General features: G+C 45.7%; 15 protein-coding genes. 9 read left to right on the plus strand and 6 right to left on the minus strand.

Features of this window, described 5'->3' with window-relative positions:
- Window positions 1-284 precede the first annotated feature (284 nt).
- A complete protein-coding gene (locus tag GYK50_RS01250; RefSeq protein WP_071002837.1) occupies window positions 285-1,187 on the plus strand; it encodes an acyl-CoA thioesterase in 903 nt (300 codons plus the stop codon).
- Between the two features lie 112 nt (window positions 1,188-1,299).
- Here the strand turns inward: GYK50_RS01250 and mutY are convergent, their stop codons facing one another.
- A complete protein-coding gene (mutY, locus tag GYK50_RS01255; RefSeq protein ID WP_071002838.1) occupies window positions 1,300-2,556 on the minus strand; it encodes an A/G-specific adenine glycosylase in 1,257 nt (418 codons plus the stop codon).
- Between the two features lie 191 nt (window positions 2,557-2,747).
- On the opposite strand from mutY, the gene GYK50_RS01260 reads away from it, so the two are divergent.
- Window positions 2,748-3,872, plus strand: coding sequence for a hypothetical protein (locus GYK50_RS01260; protein ID WP_071002839.1), 1,125 nt, complete (start codon window positions 2,748-2,750; stop codon window positions 3,870-3,872).
- Between the two features lie 6 nt (window positions 3,873-3,878).
- Window positions 3,879-4,274 carry a hypothetical protein gene (locus GYK50_RS01265; protein WP_186474942.1) on the plus strand — a complete coding sequence of 132 codons (396 nt, stop codon included), beginning with the start codon at window positions 3,879-3,881 and terminating at the stop codon, window positions 4,272-4,274.
- A gap of 21 nt (window positions 4,275-4,295) precedes the next feature.
- On the opposite strand, the gene ylqF is transcribed toward GYK50_RS01265, so the two are convergent.
- From ylqF to GYK50_RS01280, 3 genes are all read right to left on the minus strand, one after another.
- Entirely contained in the window at window positions 4,296-5,252 is a 957-nt protein-coding gene (gene ylqF / locus GYK50_RS01270; RefSeq protein WP_071002841.1) for a ribosome biogenesis GTPase YlqF, read from the minus strand.
- Between the two features lie 150 nt (window positions 5,253-5,402).
- The gene (locus tag GYK50_RS01275) at window positions 5,403-8,360 is read right to left on the minus strand and encodes a DUF2339 domain-containing protein (protein ID WP_212564101.1); all 2,958 of its coding nucleotides are present in this window, start codon (window positions 8,358-8,360) and stop codon (window positions 5,403-5,405) included.
- Window positions 8,361-8,555: 195 nt separating this feature from the next.
- Entirely contained in the window at window positions 8,556-9,293 is a 738-nt protein-coding gene (locus GYK50_RS01280; RefSeq protein ID WP_071002843.1) for a dienelactone hydrolase family protein, read from the minus strand.
- 160 nt (window positions 9,294-9,453) lie between these two features.
- Here GYK50_RS01280 and GYK50_RS01285 point away from each other — a divergent pair, with 160 nt between their 5' ends.
- The gene (locus tag GYK50_RS01285) at window positions 9,454-10,038 is read left to right on the plus strand and encodes a YcgN family cysteine cluster protein (RefSeq protein ID WP_186474940.1); all 585 of its coding nucleotides are present in this window, start codon (window positions 9,454-9,456) and stop codon (window positions 10,036-10,038) included.
- Between the two features lie 23 nt (window positions 10,039-10,061).
- Here GYK50_RS01285 and GYK50_RS01290 read toward each other — a convergent pair whose 3' ends face one another.
- Window positions 10,062-11,357, minus strand: a complete 1,296-nt coding sequence (locus GYK50_RS01290; protein WP_186474939.1) for an Lnb N-terminal periplasmic domain-containing protein — start codon at window positions 11,355-11,357, stop codon at window positions 10,062-10,064.
- Window positions 11,358-11,620: 263 nt separating this feature from the next.
- Between GYK50_RS01290 and GYK50_RS01295 the strand changes: the two genes are divergently transcribed.
- The 3 genes from GYK50_RS01295 to GYK50_RS01305 all read left to right on the plus strand — a co-directional run bounded on the left by GYK50_RS01295 (window position 11,621) and on the right by GYK50_RS01305 (window position 15,022).
- Window positions 11,621-12,520, plus strand: a complete 900-nt coding sequence (locus GYK50_RS01295) for a CBS domain-containing protein (RefSeq protein WP_186474938.1) — start codon at window positions 11,621-11,623, stop codon at window positions 12,518-12,520.
- Between the two features lie 287 nt (window positions 12,521-12,807).
- Window positions 12,808-14,385, plus strand: a complete 1,578-nt coding sequence (lnt, locus tag GYK50_RS01300) for an apolipoprotein N-acyltransferase (protein ID WP_186474937.1) — start codon at window positions 12,808-12,810, stop codon at window positions 14,383-14,385.
- Window positions 14,386-14,569: 184 nt separating this feature from the next.
- Window positions 14,570-15,022, plus strand: coding sequence for a hypothetical protein (locus GYK50_RS01305; RefSeq protein WP_186474936.1), 453 nt, complete (start codon window positions 14,570-14,572; stop codon window positions 15,020-15,022).
- Window positions 15,023-15,047: 25 nt separating this feature from the next.
- Here the strand turns inward: GYK50_RS01305 and GYK50_RS01310 are convergent, their stop codons facing one another.
- Entirely contained in the window at window positions 15,048-15,698 is a 651-nt protein-coding gene (locus GYK50_RS01310; RefSeq protein ID WP_186474935.1) for an IS1595-like element ISPssp3 family transposase, read from the minus strand.
- Between the two features lie 395 nt (window positions 15,699-16,093).
- Between GYK50_RS01310 and GYK50_RS01315 the strand changes: the two genes are divergently transcribed.
- Both GYK50_RS01315 and GYK50_RS01320 read left to right on the plus strand, forming a co-directional pair.
- Window positions 16,094-17,596: a peptide MFS transporter gene (locus GYK50_RS01315; RefSeq protein ID WP_186475407.1), complete on the plus strand. Its 1,503-nt coding sequence runs from the start codon at window positions 16,094-16,096 to the stop codon at window positions 17,594-17,596.
- A 272-nt stretch (window positions 17,597-17,868) separates the two neighbouring features.
- Window positions 17,869-19,686 carry an aminopeptidase P family protein gene (locus tag GYK50_RS01320; RefSeq protein WP_186474934.1) on the plus strand — a complete coding sequence of 606 codons (1,818 nt, stop codon included), beginning with the start codon at window positions 17,869-17,871 and terminating at the stop codon, window positions 19,684-19,686.
- The last annotated feature ends 53 nt before the right edge of the window (window positions 19,687-19,739 follow it).

The raw sequence follows: 19,739 nt of genomic DNA on the forward strand, positions 1-19,739 counted from the left end.
TTTTTATCGCAAATCGTTAAGCAATACTTATGAGTAAGCTGACAGTAACTAGTCAAAGCCAACAATATTGGGTAAGATATTTACCTTTTCTATCGAAAATGAACAGATAGCCATGGCCTGGTGAGCTATGGCTGTGTGTTTGTTCTAAAGTCTCTCTTGTATATATTAGCAAGCGATCTCATATTATTTTAAATTCAAGCGCAGCGGCTATATGGCATCGAGATTGTTAGATGCTTACTTTTGGATGCTGAGCGTGTTTGATAAAAATAAGGAAACATATTGTCATGTCCGATAATTCACAACTGATTGATGAGCTGCTAGCTACAATCGCGCTTATTGAGGTTACCCCCGATGTCTTTGAGGGTAAGAGCCATGATTATGTGGGCAGTCGTATATTTGGCGGGCAAGTATTGGCCCAAGCGATCATGGCAGCAGCGCATACATTAGATCAAGACAAGCCTTGTCACTCGTTGCATGGGTATTTTTTGCGTGGTGGTGATATCAATCAACCAGTGATCTATCAAGTGCGCCGTCTGCGTGATGGTCGCAGTTTATCCGCGCGTGAAGTGACGGCTATTCAGTACAAAGAAGTACGCGGTAAAGCGCCTGTTGAGCAAGTGATATTTTCGATGATTGCGTCGTTTTCTCCCATGGAGGATGGCCTTGCGTATCAAGAAGACATGCCTGTTTATCCACCGCCAGAAGATCTATTGACCGAGCAAGATTTAAAAGAAGAGTACGTGGGCAAAGTACCAGATGCGCTCAAAGCACGGTTTATGCGCCGCCGTCATGTCGAGATAAAGCCTGTCAAACCGCGTAATCCGATCAATCCAGAACCGATGAAACCTAAGCAAGCCAACTGGCTGCGTATTCGCGAGCTGGGCAACCAGCCGGTGGCGATTCAGCAAGCGCTATTGGCATTTTCGTCTGATTTTTACTTGGTGGGCACGGGGCTTATGTCACATGGCGTGAGCTTTATGACCAGCGGGTTGCAAGCTGCTAGTATCGATCACTCGATGCACTTCCACCGTGAGTTTGATTTGAATGACTGGCTGCTCTATGACATGTGGAGCGATACCACGTCCAATGCGAAAGGGCTGAACCATGGGCAGTTTTGGCAAGATGGCAAACTGGTTGCCACCGTGCAACAAGAAGGCCTAATGCGCTTGCGTGTGCCAAAGTCCTAACCCTAGCCTTAGCGCTATTTATTGTTGGCTACTGTCATCTTGTGATCATAAAAAAGGGACTCACTATTGATAATGAGTCGCTTTTTTTTATGCCAGTTTTTTACACTAATTTTTATTCTAAGATTTTAATCATCGCACGAGGCAATCCTAGACTGTCTTGTGCTGTTTGTTCGGTGAGCCATTTAAAATCAATCTCAGCTGCTGCTAGTTTCTCGTTGAGTTCTATCGTTTGCGCAGCATCGACAGTGAGTTTGCGCGGTGTTAAATACCAATGGAAATGCGTCAATGAGTGCTTGATAGGGGCGTCATCTAATAAGGTATTGCTAACTGATTCGGTTACCAGTTCATTCTTTATTAGCCATTCGTTGATAATTTGCTCAGCCGTGGTGAACTCTGTCTCGTATATTTTTTCATTACTGCGCACGCCACTTGCCAAGCTTGATGACTTATCGTCGCTCGTGACTGATTTATTAGCAGTAGTTTTGCCAGTTATCTTGCTATTTGCTTTACCATCAATTTTTTCTACGAACTGTAAAGGCAAGCTCCATAGGCCACCCCAAATGCCATTATCAGGGCGTTGTAGCCACAATATCTCACCGTCTATATTTTCTATCAGCAATGCATCGCTAAACTTGCTCGGTTTGGGCTGTTTTTTCGCTTTGACAGGATAATCAGTCTCGCGCCCCTCAGCATGTGCCAAGCAATCTTCTTGTAGCGGGCATAATAGGCAAGCAGGTTTGCTACGCGTACATAACGTTGCGCCCATATCCATCATGGCTTGTGCGAACAGTCCTGAGTTCTCTGTCGGTGTTAAACGCTCCGCTAATGCCCATAACTCTTTCGTCGTAGCAGATTTAGTGATATCGCCGTCAATGGCTGCCCAGCGCGTCAATACCCGTTTGACATTACCATCACAGATGACGCCATAATGATGCAATCCCATCGCCATAATCGCCCCAGCCGTTGATGGGCCAACGCCAGAAATCGCTTCCCAACCTGCGAGTGTCTGCGGGAACTCGCCCGTCTCCTCGATTACTGCAACCAGCTGCTTTGCCCCTTTATGCAAATTACGCGCGCGTGCATAGTAGCCAAGCCCCGCCCAATGCTCGGCGACCACATCCCAGTCGGCAGCGGCCAAATCCTGCACGGTCGGAAACGTCTCCATAAAGCGTGCAAAGTAGGGCAGTACTGTGGTCACTTGTGTTTGCTGAAGCATCACTTCGGATAACCAAACGATATAAGGATTGGGCGTGTCAGTTTGGTGCTGTTGCCACGGCAAATCATGGCGACCATTTTCGGCAAACCAATCGAGTAGGCGCGGGGCAAAGGAGTTTAGAGATGACTCAGGTTGAGAGAATAAAGTAGGCAAGAATAATCCTTGTCAATTAATAAAAAATATTAGACCATAAAAGGTTAACTAATTTATGGGGTGGGCTGACTCGCTATGCAATGGTTTGTTGTTTTTAAGGAAAAGCATTAGTTAGTTATTACGTGTTCTTCACTTTCAGTTTAATAATAAGTAAAACCAATGTTTTCATTAATAGTTTAGGAGATAGTATCTTGTCAGCACAAACCTTTTTCGTTTGGGATATCCATCAAATTACTTGTACACCAAGTAAAGACAGCTCATGGGAACAAGCAACGCACGACTTTGAAGCTTTGCGCCAGCAGCTAGTGGATACTATCAGCTCAAATATCATTGAGCTAGCAGATCGTCTCGTGGACGAAGCCAGAACCTCGGATTATTCAGAAGTCTTTTATGAAGCCTACGTAAATACAAATTTAGAGATGAAAACTCATTCTAAAACCGCTTGCGTAGCCATACCCACACCTGAAGCACTGCACGGTGAAGCGTTAGATGTTATCACCCCTCTATGTGAAGAGTTAGGGCTAGTGTTTTATGACACTCGGGGTATGGTTGCCTATCCAGATGGTACGATCTATCCGCCTAACATCGCAAGAGGTATGGCACTGCTAAAAGAAAAGCGGGCGCTGGCAAAACAGTCTGCTGATATTTATAAGCCAGAGGCACAGGTTCCTAGAGATAGAGAGGACTTTGAAAAAATACTGCACCCATTCATGCATGATTGTTTAGAACGTTATGGTTATCAGTGTAGTCAAGTAACAAGCGCTAACGTTAATGACTCTCTTGAAGTCGATGGTTGTACCAAGGCCATGCCTTATGGTCATGTGCGTCTAACCGGAGGAGCGGAAGGTAAGAACGGCTATTTTAGATTAAAAATTCATGCGTATTTTGTATCACCAGCGTTTGAAGAGATTTACGATAAAGTAACGCTGCCAACTGAGCTTACTCGGCAATCTCCTTATTTAAAGCTAGATTACATTAATGTATGCGATAAAAACTTTGCAGATAAGCAAAAACAGATTACTGAATTTATTAATACTGAGTTTGCCAGTAAACTGGATGAAGTAGATAAAATAGACAGCTACAATCAGCTTTTTTTGTTACTGCATGATAAGATTGCAAGAGGGCACAGCCATGGTGAAAGAGTGGATAAACAACTTATTCTAGCCAAACTTGCAGGTCGAGAGGACTATGATGATTTGATCATACAGTATCGTGAACTTATTGATAACTCACCAAACGACTATGTTAAGAATAGAATGAATGAGCGCTGGGATAGACTTTTAGAGATTTTATCTACCGTAGAGCCATTGGAGTAGCTGATTATGACTGAATACGCTTTGTTTTATGTTTGGGATGCAAGTTTGGGTGATGGCGATGAGTATCTGCCTATCTCTTACGATAGTGCAGGTGTATTACTACCGCAGCTTATAGAGATAGAAGTCAGCGCTCATAGCGAAAACATATTCGAGTTTGCCACTGAGCTACAACAACTGGCTCAGGAAGGTGATTTATCATTTGAGCTTTCATTAGCATTCGGGGCAACGGTCGCTCATGTACAGCTACAGAATACATTTGCTGTCTCTCTGCCGCTGCCAGATAATAACATGCAAGAAGCTGCTAGAGTAATTGCACCATTGGCAAAGAAACATGGGTTGGTGTTTTATTATTTGCTAGGGTTAGTTTCTTTGCCTGACGGGAAAATTTTCACTTCTACATGATTGGTCTTACGTTTATTAAATCTACTTCCGATTCTTCCGCGTTTTTAGACGACGTAAGCGTTTTTCTTCCTCGCGGGCTTTTTTCTTTTCTTCAGCAGCGATGCGTTGTTCGGCGACGACGATTTCTTCTGCCTCAATCATAGCTGGGGTCTCAAGCGTGATACGCCCGATCTTTGCGCTACGTAGCTCGTTAATGAGAATCTCAGACATACGGTAGGTATCGACTTGATTGCCTGCGCGTACACAGCCGCGATTGCGTCCTGCCACTTCAAAGAACTCCCAATCGGTCTTGGGTAACTCGTCAATTTTATAGCGGGTTTTTAGCGACTCAGGATAGGCGTGCATCAAGTACTCAGCGGTATAGCTTGCGACATCAGCAAAATCAAAAGCAGTATCACGGATACCGCCTGTCGCTGCTAGACGATAGCCAGAGTTTTCATTTTCAACTTTCGGCCATAGCATACCGGGCGTGTCATAGAGCATGATGTCATCGTCGAGCTTAATCAGCTGCTGCGACTTGGTTACCGCTGGCTCGTCACCTGTCTTTGCCACGGCGCGACCTGCTAGCGTATTGATCAGCGTTGATTTGCCCACATTTGGAATACCCATAATCATCGCTTTGATTTGACGACCAGTCCCGACTTTATTGGGTACGAGGTGTTTGCAGATGGCAATGATGCGTTTTACGTCATTGGCTTTTTCAGTATCGCACGCAATGGCTTTGACTTGGCTTTGCTGCTCAAGATGATCCATCCAGATTTGGGTCAATTCAGGATCGGCAAGGTCAGCTTTATTCAGGATTTTAATCACAGGTTTTTCGCCGCGTAGGGCTGCGACCATTGGGTTTTCGCTGCTATAGGGGATACGTGCATCGATGACCTCGATGACCACATCCATCTGCGGCATGATTTCTTTGATTTCGTTGCGGGCTTTGTTCATATGCCCAGGGAACCACTGAATACTTGCTCTCTTATCCATCTGCTTTTATAACCTTGTTATTCATAAATGTCGCGCAAAAGACATGGCGCTATGTTGGCATTGTCTGTTGTCATGGGATCCAGTTTACTACAAACCCGATGTATCCATGGGACAATTTCACCTGACCTACTTACCTGACCAGATGCGCCGTTACGATTGAGGGGGATCTCCTATCTCTTCGTTGGCTGGCGGCAACGGCGCAAGATACCCAATCAATAGTATTAAACTGCCGGCACCAATGAACGAGATCACGCGCCAAATTGCCTCGGTCTGTGATAAGTCAACTAAGACCAGTTTAATCACAACGATGCCTAACAACCCAATACCCATAAACCACAGCGCGCGCTGCCAGTAGCGGCTGGCGACAATAGTCGCGACCAAAGCCAAGAGCGTCCACAAGATGGTCAGTCCTGTCTGTACTTGTTCGCTACTCCAAGCGCCGCCCTGAGCGCCGTCCCAAAGCGGTGTACCGATAAAGGCATGTAGGCTGCGTACCAAAATACTTGAGAGCCACCAAAAGGCAATCAAAGCCAATATGATCAGCGTATGGCGATAACGCTCGGTAAAGACCGTATTGGGCGCACGCACTTGTTGAAGCAGTCGTAATAATAGCAAGGAAGCAGCTATTACCAACCCCATACTGACATCAATGATGCTCAGCACTGGCAAATATGGCAGCTGCCAGACCGCGCCGTCGCTATAATAATTACTGAAAACGACCCAAAACAAAGCAATAGGCAGCAATGCTTTGCCAGTGCCTATCAGCGCATGTGGCAGGTTGAGCCAAGCAGGAGCGCGCGCGATCAGCGTCTGTTTGCGCTCAGATGCGTACGTACTGATTTGCTTGTAAGTTAGATAGAGAGGGATGACATATAGTAGCGCGACCAGTAGCATCGGCGGCGCGATATGCTCAGCATTTGACCGTAGCGCTAAGGTATAAAACAGCACAGACAACGCGGTGATCAGTAGACTGGTTGGATCCACATACCGCTGTTCGCCTGCTTGATACCAGCGTTTGAGCCATAGTAGTGCAACGCCTAATACCATAAGCGCGCTGATAATAAAGTATCGCCATTCAATGTTATCCCACCGATGGGAAAATATAATGATAATGGGTGTGAGAGTGACCATAAACGTATACAGAGCGAGCAATATCGCACGGTTGATACGGCGTGCCTGTGCCCACGGCGTTTTGCTATCGATAAGCCAAAAGCCAAGACTGTGTATGATGACGGTCAATATAAACAGCGTCGTTACTGACACTGCTAACCACAACTCAAAGGCGATATACGTCGCCCAAATACTCCAACAGGTAGCCAGTAGTGAAAAAGCATATATCAACCAGCGACGTTGCCAATGGGCAATTTTGGTTTGATTCCATTTGCTGATTGCATCAAACAGTGAAAAATGCCGTAGTAAATACGCACTGACCAGCGGCAACCATGCCACCAGTAGCCACACTAACATAAGGGAGGTGTCACCTGCAGATAACCGAGACGGAATATCGAGCAACCATAACCAAGCCACACTCAGCACATGCAGACCCAGCCCAAAATAGACGGACCAAGTCCGCTTTGAGCGCTCGCCCAGCCAGACCAACGCTAAGGCTTGTATCGACCAGCCACAGGTCATCCAATTAGCGTCCAACGCCAACGCCACCATAATCGCCAAAAACCCAGCACCCAACGCCAGCATACTCTCGGTCACCAGTAGATAACGCGGGCTTTGTTTGACAAAGACATATCCTGTGCCTAAGTACAGCAATGCCAAAATACCAGCAGTAATCGTCAATCCATGCGACACGCTATCAAGCAAGGCGGCCAGCACCCCAAAGGCCAGTACGGGTGCTGAAAATAGTAAGCTGGTATCTATGGGGAAAATTGCTTGCGATGATGAGTTGGCTAAAGATAGCCTGTCGGGCGCTTGATCATTAGTAGTACTGGCAGTGTTGTAGTCAATAACATGCTGCGCATAGCGAATGACCACAAACAAGTACAGCAGCACATGCAGCGCAGTGATCATTACCAGCGACCAGCGCTGCGTCTTAATAATGGCGGGCAAGTCTTCGGTCAAGCCCCAATAGTAGGCCAGTCCAAACGTGACAGTTACCCCAAGCAGATTTAGGACTTTCCATGGGCGATAGTGGGCGATGACAGCGATGGTGATATTGAGAAGCAGATAATAACCAAAAAGCGCCGTCAAACTTCCCGTACTCTCACTGGTCAAAATCGGCGCAAAAAAACCACCAGATAACGCTAACAACGCGAGCGGAAAAGCGTTTTGACGTACGGCGAGGGCGATAGTGATGGCAGATAATATTCCAAGCCCAATAAAGCTCGGTACACTTGGCATGATTTCATAGACACTATAAGCAAAAAAGGTGCTCAAATATGTAATCGCTAAGCCTGCGCCCTGTAGCGTAATACCATACGAAAAGCGTTTTGCGGTGAGTTTGAATCCCAGTGCTGCCAATGCCAAACCTGCAGCACCGATGGTGACAAGCTTTGTGGTAATTGAGATCTCGATATATTCGCTAAGCAAGCGCAGCAGCAGTACCACACCCACCAGCAGTACCAATACGCCAACTCGTACGACGAGATTGCCACCAAAAAACCAGTTTTTGATTGAGTGCATGAGCGAGGTGACGATAGGGAGTGAGCGCTCATCTGGTTCAATGGGGGTATTTTTGTCGTTGTTTTTTGCTGCTATTGGGTCAAGAGGGGCTACGGATTTCTGATCAGAAGCGTCTGATTTTATATCATTGGTTGGTGTCGAGTCAGTAGTAGGTAGTGGCGGTGGCGACGATATAGGAATTCGACGGTTTGAGTCAACGATGAGGTCTTTGGTAGCGTTATCCCTAGTGCCAGCAATCGTATCCGTTTCAGTAACGGCATCAGTGTCTTTAGAAAAATTCTTGCGTGTATGGGCACCGTCATCAACCAACTGCGTGGCAGAGGATGTTACGCTACGTTTTGCTTGCTGCTCAAGTTCAGCCTGTAGTTTTGTTACATCGCGGCGCAAATACGTGATTTCTCGCTTTATTTTGGTGTATAAAGCGACTACTACAATCAATAAAACTGTAAAAGCCAGCCAACCTAACTGGGTCATCCATAGGTATAACATTTTGTTGCTCAATCCAGCTGATAGTAATGTGATAATGACGCGATTTGCTAAGAAGTACAAGACCGCTCTGATTACTTACCCAAAAGGTCATTGGTAAAACAAAACCCAAAATAAAAGGGCAGCTTAATAGTTAAGCTGCCCTTCTTTATGAGTTTTATATCAGAAGTTTTTTATGCCAATCTATGCCAAATTGGCTTTCATAAACTCAAGCATATTTTCCCAACTTTGCTTAGCAGCGGCTTCGTTATAGCCAAGGTCCACTTCATTTTTTTCAGCACGCTCATCGGCATGTGGATTGGTAAAGCCATGCTTAGCATTGTCATAGACATCGATAGTGTAATCTACGTCAGCTGCGTCTAGCTCTGATTTTAGGCCTTCGATGGCATCCATTGATACCATTGAGTCATCACGGCCATGCGCGACCAGTACTTTTGCAGTGAAGTTTTTGTCTGCTGGTTGTTTTGGCGTTGGGTTACCATGGAAGGTAGCGACCGCTTTTAGTGGCATGCCTTCGCGAGCCATGTCTAGGACGACTTTACCGCCGAAGCAGTAACCGATTGCCGCGAGCTTGTCACCGTCAACTGATAACTGATCGCTAAAGTCGTTCAAAATCAAGCGGCAGCGTGCCATCAGCATGTCTTGATCAGCAAGCACTTGCTCCATCCACATGTTGGCCTGAGCCGCATCGGTAGTGAGTTTTCCTTCGCCATAGACGTCCATTGCGACCGCTGCATAACCAGCTTCTGCCAAACGCTCTACTACTGATTTTGGATGATCGACCACGCCCCACCATTCTGGTGCGACCAAGATACCTGCTGCTGGATTATCATCAGAAGCGTTTTCTGGTAGTGCCACATAGCTGATAAGTTCAACGCCATTTTCGGTAGTACTGATTAACTCGAAAGTCTTAACTGACATAGGATTGTCCTTTTTTATATTATGAGTTTTGATTATTCGTCGTGTTGATTATTTGTCATTGTGATGGTTCGTTTTCTAACTCGTACTACCTTAACGCCCATATCTAGCAAAAACAGCTATAATAGTGTAACGCTCTTTATCAAAATGCTACTGCGACCCTATGACTATAAATTTCTTAAACAAAAATGATGAACAATCAGATTTGCATTCAGGCGTCAATCCAGCTGGTAAGCTTACGCAGTCGGTAAGTTTGTTTCCTAACACTGACTCTAGATCTGAGCCACTGCGTCCGCAGTTTTGGTCGCGGTTTGCCTTAAACGAGCTAAACCATAGCGAATGGGAAGCGTTGTGTGATGGCTGCGGCAGCTGCTGCTTGATCAAATACATCGATAATGATGATGACGAAGAGCTGGTCGAGTATACCGATGTGACGTGTCAGCTGATGGACTGCGCGACAGGCTATTGCCAACATTATGCGACACGCCAAGAGCATGTACCAGATTGTATTCAGCTGACCATGGACAACTTGCCCAACATGATGTGGCTGCCATCGCATTGCGCCTATAAGCGTTTGTATAAAGGGCAGGGGTTACCAAGCTGGCATCTGTTATTGACTGAGGATGCGGTAGTCACCCAGCACGAGATGCGTGCGGCCAATGTGGGTGTCGCTGGCCGCTGTGTGTCGGAGATTGGTATGTCTGATGAAGAAATGGAAACGCGCGTGGTTAATTGGGTGAATCCATAACTGCTATAGGGTAGATTATCGCGCTAATGAGATGCCTGTGCAGTCGATTTGGCTTTTGCTTCAGCGCTAGCTTGAGAGTCAGCCAATGGTGGTGTCGGAATATCTTGACGAATTTGCCGAGAGAACTGACGGCTATTGGCAATAGAGTGTAGGTTATTGAAGCCCATAGATTTTGGATTGATATGGGTGCGCTCATACCACGTATCCATCGACCAAGGCTGGTTTTGTTTTTCAGGCACAGCATCCAGCATGCCAACATCATATAGATAGTTTGGTAGCCAACCAGAGACCCAAATTCGATAATCCCACGGCAGGCGATCACCACTAACGATACGCGCCATATAAAAGATAATATTAGTACAGTTACTCGTCAACGTGTTGTACCAAGCAGGCTTGGTATTCAGCTCATCCATTGCCGTTAGGTAAGATTCAAACAACGATCTCACCTCATGTTGCTGCAAATTGCTGATAGGAAACAGATAGACTTGCTCACCGCGCGCGTTGCTACGCGTATAGATAATATCGCGCTCTTCGGCGGCAATCAGACTCAGCTCATACCGTCTAAAAAAACCAGCCAGTGCCGAAAATGCCTCGCCTTGCTCTTTACGAATCTCAAATGAGAAGGCAAGTGGTCTATCGTCTTCAAAGCGAAAACTGACCAAAGTATGAGCAATCAGTGGCCCCATCCAATAAGAGTTGGTTACATCAACGCCAGAGAGTTTAGATAAATCAATCGTGCGCGTCTCCCAATGCTCTGTGGCGTCCTTGTCTGTGCGCCAATCAAAATTACGGACATTGGTTAAGGTAATCAAATCAGGGTTGGTTGCATCGCGCTCATAAGCCACTTGCTGCTCGACCTCAGCCATCCAGTCGCGATTTTTCTGGGGTTCGATAGAAAAAAACCAGCCTAGACCTATGAGCCAAGTTGCTCCATATAAGCCAATGAGGTATCTAGTCGCTGTGTTTTTATGAATTGATTTTTTATTAGACAATGAGACACTGAGCAGTATCTTTGTGACTGTATGCCAATAACGCATACTTAGCAGCGCAGCTAATATACCCACGATGATGAGTGTTGCAAGCCAAGTGAGTACAGAGCTTATCCCGTACTGATACCAAATCGCTAATAGCAACCATATTGCTGATAGCAATATTGTGATAGCAATCAAAAAAATAACAAGACGATGTCGCCATGTCGGTCTTGGTGGTTTGTTATCTGCTGATCTGTTGTCCAAATCGCGACTGACAGAATGGCTATCTGCAAGCTGGCTGCGTGAACGCGACGATAATAAGCGGTAAAAAACGGAGCGTAGCGACATAAGGTTTGTTTTGATAAATAATGGCTTTGACCATAGCAAAGTTTATAACACACTGACAATACAATTTGAGTGAATTTGTCGTTGAATGTCGGTGAGGCTTGCGATAAAGTGAAGCTAAATTGTGCTGGTATGTCTGTTGTTTGCTACACAGATAATGATAAGCTCGCTGTTTTATTTGGCGCTTTTGTCCCCATCTAGGCTCTACTTATTTTATGAACGGTTATTCTAATTGCCATTAACTAAAGAGGTTAAATCACACCACCATGTCTGACGACACTCCCAGCCCGAGTAGTTGGTCGATGCGCGGCTTAAAACGCTGGCTATCGACCGCCCCCGAAACCCGTGATGAATTGATTCGTCTGGTACAAGACTCGCGCCAGTTTTTAGAGCCCGATACGGTCGATATGTTAGAAGGCGTGCTCGATCTGCCGGCGACACAAGTGCGCGAAATCATGACACCAAGGCCACAAGTGATTGGTCTGCACGAAAGCACCAGTCTCCCTGAAGTGATGGACATCATTCTTGATACGACGCACTCGCGCTATCCTGTTTTTGATAGTCAAGATGATGATGCCGTTATTGGCATCCTATTGGCAAAAGATTTGATTCCTATTCTGGTGCACATGGTACGCAATCAAGAAGACAAAATCGATAGCAAACGTCTAAAAGACTTGGTGCGCCAGCCATTATATATCAGTGAAACAGCTCGTTCAGATACTCTGCTGCGCTCATTGCAGCGCACGCAAGTGCATATGGCGATCGTCGTTGATGAGTTTGGCAACTTTGGTGGTGTCGTTACCATGGAAGACTTGTTAGAGGAAATCGTTGGTGACATCGTTGATGAGCATGATGACTTTGATGAAGACAGCGATATTAATAATATCGTCCCTGATCCTGAAAAGCCAAACACATGGCGTGTCCAAGCATCCACGGTGATTGAAGACTGTAATGAGGAGCTTGGCAGTCGTTTTGATGATACCGATGTCGACACGATGGGCGGTCTGGTCATGCAAGCGCTCGGTTTCGTTGGTGATTTAGAGGGTGAGAGCGTGGTGATAGATGATTGGCAAATCACCATCACTGATGTGGAAGGGCGCTTTATCCAAAATCTAGAGCTGACCAAAACCAATGGGGACCAGCAGATATTGATAGGCAGCCATTAACCTTCTTATCATGACATGACGCAGCAACGGAGTATGAACTTAGTACTCAATCAAATTTATGAGTAAATTGAAAAACACGATGAACCATCGTGTTTTTTGCTTTCTGCCTTTTGCATTTTGGTATGAGACTTTCGCGACGCAAATTTACCCACTGATGGGTTTTGACTGGTATCATGGGTGGATTTTATTTATGGTCCTGCATAAAGCATTATGCAGTCAGTTTTTGCTTGGGTTTTGTCTCAGTGCTGAGCTGTAAAATTTTGAAAATATGGTTTTGGATAACTGCTATGCGTCTGTCTACTGTTGATTTACAAAAACGCCTGAACCCTGAACAGCCAAAAGGCTTACATCTGGGACTGACGGTAATAATAGCTTTGCTGGCAGGAGGCGCTTTTATACTTGCACTGGCACCTTATGGTATTTGGCCAGTTGCATTAGTATCACCTGCCATTTTATATGCGTTGTTGATGCCGGATATGACAGGTCGCCGCGCCTTTCTAATTGGTCAGGCATACGGTACGGGGCTTTGGTGTGTGGGTGCGTTTTGGCTGTACACATCTATCCATGTCTATGGTTCGACGCCCGTATGGCTTGCGCTGATTATGATTGCGCTGATGGGTCTCGGCATGGGGTTGTTCCATGGCTTTTTGGCGCTGATTTTTAATCGAGTGGTTGGCAAACAGCCATTATCTTTTGCTGCGCTTTGGGTACTCCAAGAGTGGATGAAAACGTGGCTATTCACCGGCTTCCCTTGGCTATTCGTCGGTTATGCATTTACTGAGCAATATTGGTTGTCATCCTTGGCGCCTGTTGCGGGTGTTTTCGCGGTTTCTTTTGTGGCGGTATTATTGGGAGCCAGCGTCGTTGAGCTACTACGTCGCCGCGCAGGCTATATGATTCCGTCGATAGCTTTGCTGGTTGTTAGCTGCTCGCTATGGTTGATCAATCCGCAGTGGACCAAACCAAAAGGCACGCCTGATCTATCAGTGTCTTTGATTCAAGGCAATATCCCGCAAGATCTAAAATGGCTTACTGAGTATCAAATAGAAACCCTAAAAATCTACGCAACCTTGACTCGCGATGAGTGGGGGCGTGACATTGTGCTGTGGCCTGAGTCATCGATTCCGATGTTTCAGACAGAAGCGGTTGGTTTTATCAATGAAATGGTCAAAATGGCCAAAGAGACGGACACGGCATGGGTGACGGGCATCCCTTATAAGGACGAAGCCGCGTTTGATGCCAGTAAAGATAAATATGCGCCGTTTTATAATAGTGTGGTGGCGCTAGGGGCTCAGGCAGATGGCTTGTATAAAAAACAGCGTCTGGTACCCTTTGGTGAATACATTCCATTTGAAGGGGTGCTTGATATCCTGCCAAATCTGGCAGGTAGCCAAGATATCATGAGCTATAGCCGCGGTAGTGATCATCAGTCACCGCTACGAGTGCGCGGTCATAATTTGGGCGCGGCTATCTGCTATGAAGTGGCGTATCCAGATACCACACGCAAAAACGCGATTGGTACAGACTTTTTATTGACCATCTCAAACGATGCGTGGTTCGGTACGTCGGCAGGCCCGCTACAGCATCTACAGATGGTACAGATGCGCGCGCTCGAAAATGGTCGCTGGTTTATGCGTGCGACCAACACGGGGGTGACAGCTATCATCGACCATAAAGGTCGCATCGTAGCGCGTGCTCCGCAGTTTGAGCGCACCGTACTACGCGGTAATATACAGGCGCGCGTTGGTAATACGCCGTTTATGCGATTTGGTCAATATCCTATTTTATTTATCATGGCACTGTTATTGGTATTGAGCTATTTGGGCAAACGCTCAAAAACGTCAGTGCGCTTGGGTAAGTCATAGGCATATTGATTAAAGGTTGCAAGACCATGCTCGTCGGTTAGGTAAGTAGGTGTCGATAATACCAAAAGCTGATATAAAATTGTCGATAATAATCCCTTTAAATACTTAAGGGTTTTCACAAAACGGTATAAATTACGATATAATAGGTCAATATTTCAAATATTTTGTGCAAGGTGGATAAGGTATGTCAGAAGGTATCGTCAATAACAATCCAAAAAAAGAGCTGTTATATGCTTTAGGCGGCATTGCCTTGTTTTTAGGCATTGTCTTACTTATTGGTATTTCTGCGTTTTTGCGTCCAGCAGGCGAGCACATCACGGCGACGCCAACGGAAGCATCAGAAGCGGCTGATGAGGCAGAAGTCGTGGCGACTGAAGACACGGCTATTGAAGCAGATACGGATGTTGCAACCGCAGAAGCCGCGGCGCCCGATGCACCCGCAGATGCCACTGTGACGCCAGCACCTGATGCGGCGGATAGTGCAGTTGTGACCGCAGAAGCAGGTACAGCGACCGCTTCTGGTACAGTAAGCCAAGCGGCAGTTGCCGATGCTGATTTAACTGCTGAGCAAGCGGATGGTGACTTAGATGCTGGGGATGCTGGCACCGCCGCTGATGACACAGCAGTAGCGCAGTAATTTTTGACGGGGCTGTCCTAGATAACTAGTTCAAACCCTGTTTAACCCATTGTTTTAATTGTAGTAATTGCGACTTTGGGTCACTGTGATTAAAACGCCTCTCACATTCCTTTAAATAGAGGTGAAAATGCTCTTTTGGAACCCCGTTAAACTTACGTAGATGCCGTTTAGCTTGGTTCCAAAAGTTCTCTATACCATTAATATGATTCTTATCATTAACAAAGGTTTTGGAGTGGTTGATACGATAATGAGTAAACTCACTGACATCTAATGCGTTATAGCTTTTAAATGAGTCAGTATAAACAATGCTATCAGGCTTAACTTTTTCTCTTATGATGGGGATCAAAGTATCTGCTTTAGCATTGGGTATAATACAAGCGTAAACCTTGCCATTACGCTTTAATAGGCCAAACACGGGCACTTTGCTACCAGCACCTCGCCCTCGCTTGCCTTTACGAGTTCCACCAAAGTATGATTCGTCTACTTCGATTTCGCCTTCAAATAGACCAGGGTCTTGACTATTCTCGTAAATAAGCACTCGCAGCCTATGAAAGTAATAACTGGCTGTGGTTTTATTAACACCAATTAGGCTTGCTGCTGTTCTCGCGGTAGAACCAGCAACAAATAACTCGATGAGTCTGTTTTGTTTATACCAACTTAGTTTACTCTTTCTCATAGTGCTATCCTAAATAATTTTACTTATCTAGGACAGCCCCTTTTTGACATTGCAATTTATTGTTTATATAGCAAAAAACGACTCTTAAATGAGTGGTTATCAAAGTCTCTACTAGCAGTAATATCAATACGATAGGACTGCATTGAAGACCACAAAAAAGCTCGTTCTCAGCGATTGAGAGCGAGCTTTTTTGTGGGTATTTGTGTAATTTTTAGCCAACTTTTTCTTTACTTGGGTATAACCAAGTGAAACAATGTTCCGCCTATATGACCGCTTATCGGAATAATTAGGCATTTGGTCATTACCAAAATAACCTTTAAAGGAATAAAGTTGTGAGTACACAATCAAAATCAGAAGCTAGTGCGGCTGAGCTGCAAGCACTAGACAATGGCTTTATGGGTCATCCTGCGCCATTACGCTCGTTGTTTTTTACTGAGATGTGGGAGCGTTTCTCTTACTACAGTATCCGCCCGCTACTCGTGCTATTTATGGTGGCAACTGTGAGCAGTGGTGGTTTTGGGTTCGATGAAGTCACGGCGTCTGCTATCTATGGTATTTTTGCCGGTTCCTTATATTTGGCAGCCGTACCGGGCGGTTGGCTAGCAGATAACTGGCTGGGTCAAGAGCGTGCCCTGTGGTGGGGCAGTATTGTGATTGCCCTTGGTCACTTATGTATTGCGCTTTCTGCCATGTTTGGTATGACGCTGTTTTTTGTCGGTTTGATCTGTATTGTCTTGGGTTCAGGACTGTTCAAAACCTGTATCTCAGTGATGGTTGGCGCTTTGTATCCTAAGGGTGACGCTCGCCGTGATGGCGGTTTTACCTTATTTTATATGGGTATCAATATTGGCGCGCTATTGGCGGCGCTCATCGTTGGCGTATTCAAAGAAAAAGGCATGTGGCATGTCGGCTTTGGCGTTGGTGGTTTAGGGATGCTCGTATCCTTGCTTACCTACCGCTTTATCGCCCGCAAGAACTTGACGCGTTATGCGCAGGCCAAAGGTGTCGATGCTGAGTGGGAGCAATCCAATGATCAGTACAAAAACATTGGCCGTTGGGTAGGTGGTTTTGTGGCATTGTTGGTCGCTGCGGTGCTGTTAATCTCTACGGGTATGGTGTCATTCAATCCTGAGATGGTGGCGGAGTATATGACCTATATCATTGCAGCCGTTGTCATCCTTTACTTTGCCATTATGTTTATTTCACCGCGATTGGATAAGACGGACAAACTGCGCTTATTGATTTGTTTTATTTTAATCATTGGTTCTACGCTATTTTGGTCAAGTTTTGAGCAGCAGCCAACCTCTTTTAACCTATTTGCCGATCGTTATACAGACCTGAATATTATGGGGTTTGAGATACCAAGTATTTGGTTTCAGTCACTAAACCCACTATTTATCTTAATATTGGCACCGATCGTTAGTATCATTTGGGTCAAGCTAGGAAACAGAGGCCTTGAGCCGAGCAGTATGGCGAAATTTGCACTTGGTATGCTACTTGCCGCCGCTGGTTTTGCCTTGATGATTTTTGCCTCAAAAAGCATCTTAGTGCCTGGTGCTGGTTTAGCGTCGCCCTTATGGTTGGTAGGAAGTCTGCTGTTATTGACTCTTGGTGAGCTTGCGCTTAGCCCGGTAGGTCTGTCATCAATGACCAAGCTTGCGCCAAAAGGCATGCAAGGTCAGATGATGGGGCTTTTCTTTGCTTCTATTGCGATGGGTAATTTGGTTGCGGCATTCTTTGGTGGTCATGTTTCAGCGGACAAAATCGAAGGTTTGCCGACTTTATTTACCACTATGACGATTTTCTTGGTAGTCTCTGCCGTGATACTGTTGGTATTGGCTAAGCCTATCAATAATATGCTGCAAAAAAGCGAGCACGCTGACGAGGTACGCCAATAAAGACAGATAACTGGTGTATGCAAATCCTCTATCATGCCCTTAGAATCAGTCCATAACTCATGATAAGACGTGTTACCATAACTGGCAGCACGTTTTATTATTTCAATCAGTGAGATATTTTTTAGGCTATTGAAAGCCTACATTCTGCCCAAACATCTAGTTATGTTCTACTGCAATACTATCAAGCAGCATCTAATAAGACGACTATTCATAGTTGCTACTCACCTCTCGATTTCTAAATAATTTATCTAAAATAAATAAGGACACATTCAATGAATAAACAAATTATCCAAGCGCGTATCGATACGCTACGCAAAACACTAGTGGCTCAAGATCTCACGGCGATTATCGTGCCCTCTGCTGATCCACATCTGTCTGAGTATTTGCCAGAGTATTGGCAAACCCGTCAGTGGCTATCAGGATTTACAGGTTCAGTAGGCACTTTGGTTGTGACGGCTGATTTTGCCGGTCTATGGACGGATAGTCGTTATTGGGTACATGCCGCTGAGCAGCTAGAGGGTACGGGTATCACGTTGGAGAAGTTGGCACCTGGTCAGCCAAACCATATCGACTGGCTGGCCGATCATTTGCAAGAGGGCGATAGCGTCGCCATAGACGGTAATGTGCTCTCTATCGCTGAGCAAGATCGACTATTGAGTGCATTTGATGCCAATGATATTACCTTGATCACTGAACGTGACGTATTGACGAGCGTTTGGACAGATCGTCCTGCGCTGCCAGATGCCAAATTGTATGCACATGATGAGCAGTTTGTTGCGCAGTCTGCGACCTCAAAGCTTGCAGCAGTACGCGCAGGTATGAAGGATGCTGGCGCAACCCATCATCTGCTCTCAAGCTTAGATGACATCGCTTGGCTGACGAACTTGCGCGGTGCTGATGTTGATTACAACCCAGTGTTCTTAGCACATATGCTGATTGATGCAGACAGCGCAACATTGTTTGTTGATACTGATAAAGCGTGCGAAGATATTGTACAAAGTCTAAAAGATAGCGGTATCACATTGGCTGATTACTCTGCTGTACAAGATGCATTGAGTTCATTAACACCAGAAGATCTATTGCTGTTAGACCCAAATAAAGTTGCCGTTGGGACACTCTCCAAAATGGCAGACAATATTGGCTTTATTGAGCAAATGGCACCAAGCACACTGCTCAAGTCTGTCAAGTCTGACTCAGATATCGATCATGTGCGTGAGGCCATGCGTCAAGACGGTGCGGCTTTAGCAGCGTTCTTTTCTGAGTTTGAACAGCGTCTAGCAGCAGGCGAGCGCCTGAGTGAGCTGGATGTAGATAGTATGCTGATAGAGGTGCGTAGCCGTCAGCCGCATTATGTATCGCCAAGCTTTCCAACTATCGCAGGTTTCAATGAAAATGGGGCATTGCCACATTACCGCGCGACGCCAGAGAAATTCAGTTATCTTGATGTGGCTGAGGGTGAAGGTGGTTTACTACTCATTGACTCAGGTGCTCAGTACCAAAACGGTACGACAGATATCACTCGCGTGGTCGGTATTGGCCAAGTTACCGCTGAGCACAAACGTGACTTTACGACCGTACTCAAAGCCCATATTGCACTCGCTCATGCCCATTTCCCTGATGGTATCGCCTCTCCATTAATTGATGCGATTTGCCGCGCCCCATTGTGGCAAGCTCAGATGGACTATGGTCATGGTACTGGTCACGGTGTTGGTTATTTCTTAAATGTGCATGAAGGCCCACAAGTCATTGCTTATAGCGCGAGCACACCAAAAGAGCGTGCGATGAAAGTCGGTATGATCTCAAGCAATGAGCCAGGTCTATACCGTGAGGGTAAGTGGGGCATCCGTATCGAAAACTTGGTTGTGAATACACCAGTTGCCAATCCTACTGAGACAGAATTTGGTCAATTCTTACACTTCGAAACCATCACTTATTGCCCAATCGACACGCGTCTGATTGAGCCATCACTACTGGATCAAGTCGAGATCGATTGGTTAAATAGCTATCACAGTCAAGTCTATGCAGAGTTAAATGATCGCGTAGAAGGTGCCGCCCTTGAGTGGTTGACTGAACGTACCAAAGCCATTTAATACCAAGATCAAAACATTAACTAAAAGTACTAAAAAGCCCCGTAAATAATTTA

Source organism: Psychrobacter pacificensis, from assembly GCF_018336615.1.
GTDB lineage: Bacteria > Pseudomonadota > Gammaproteobacteria > Pseudomonadales > Moraxellaceae > Psychrobacter > Psychrobacter pacificensis.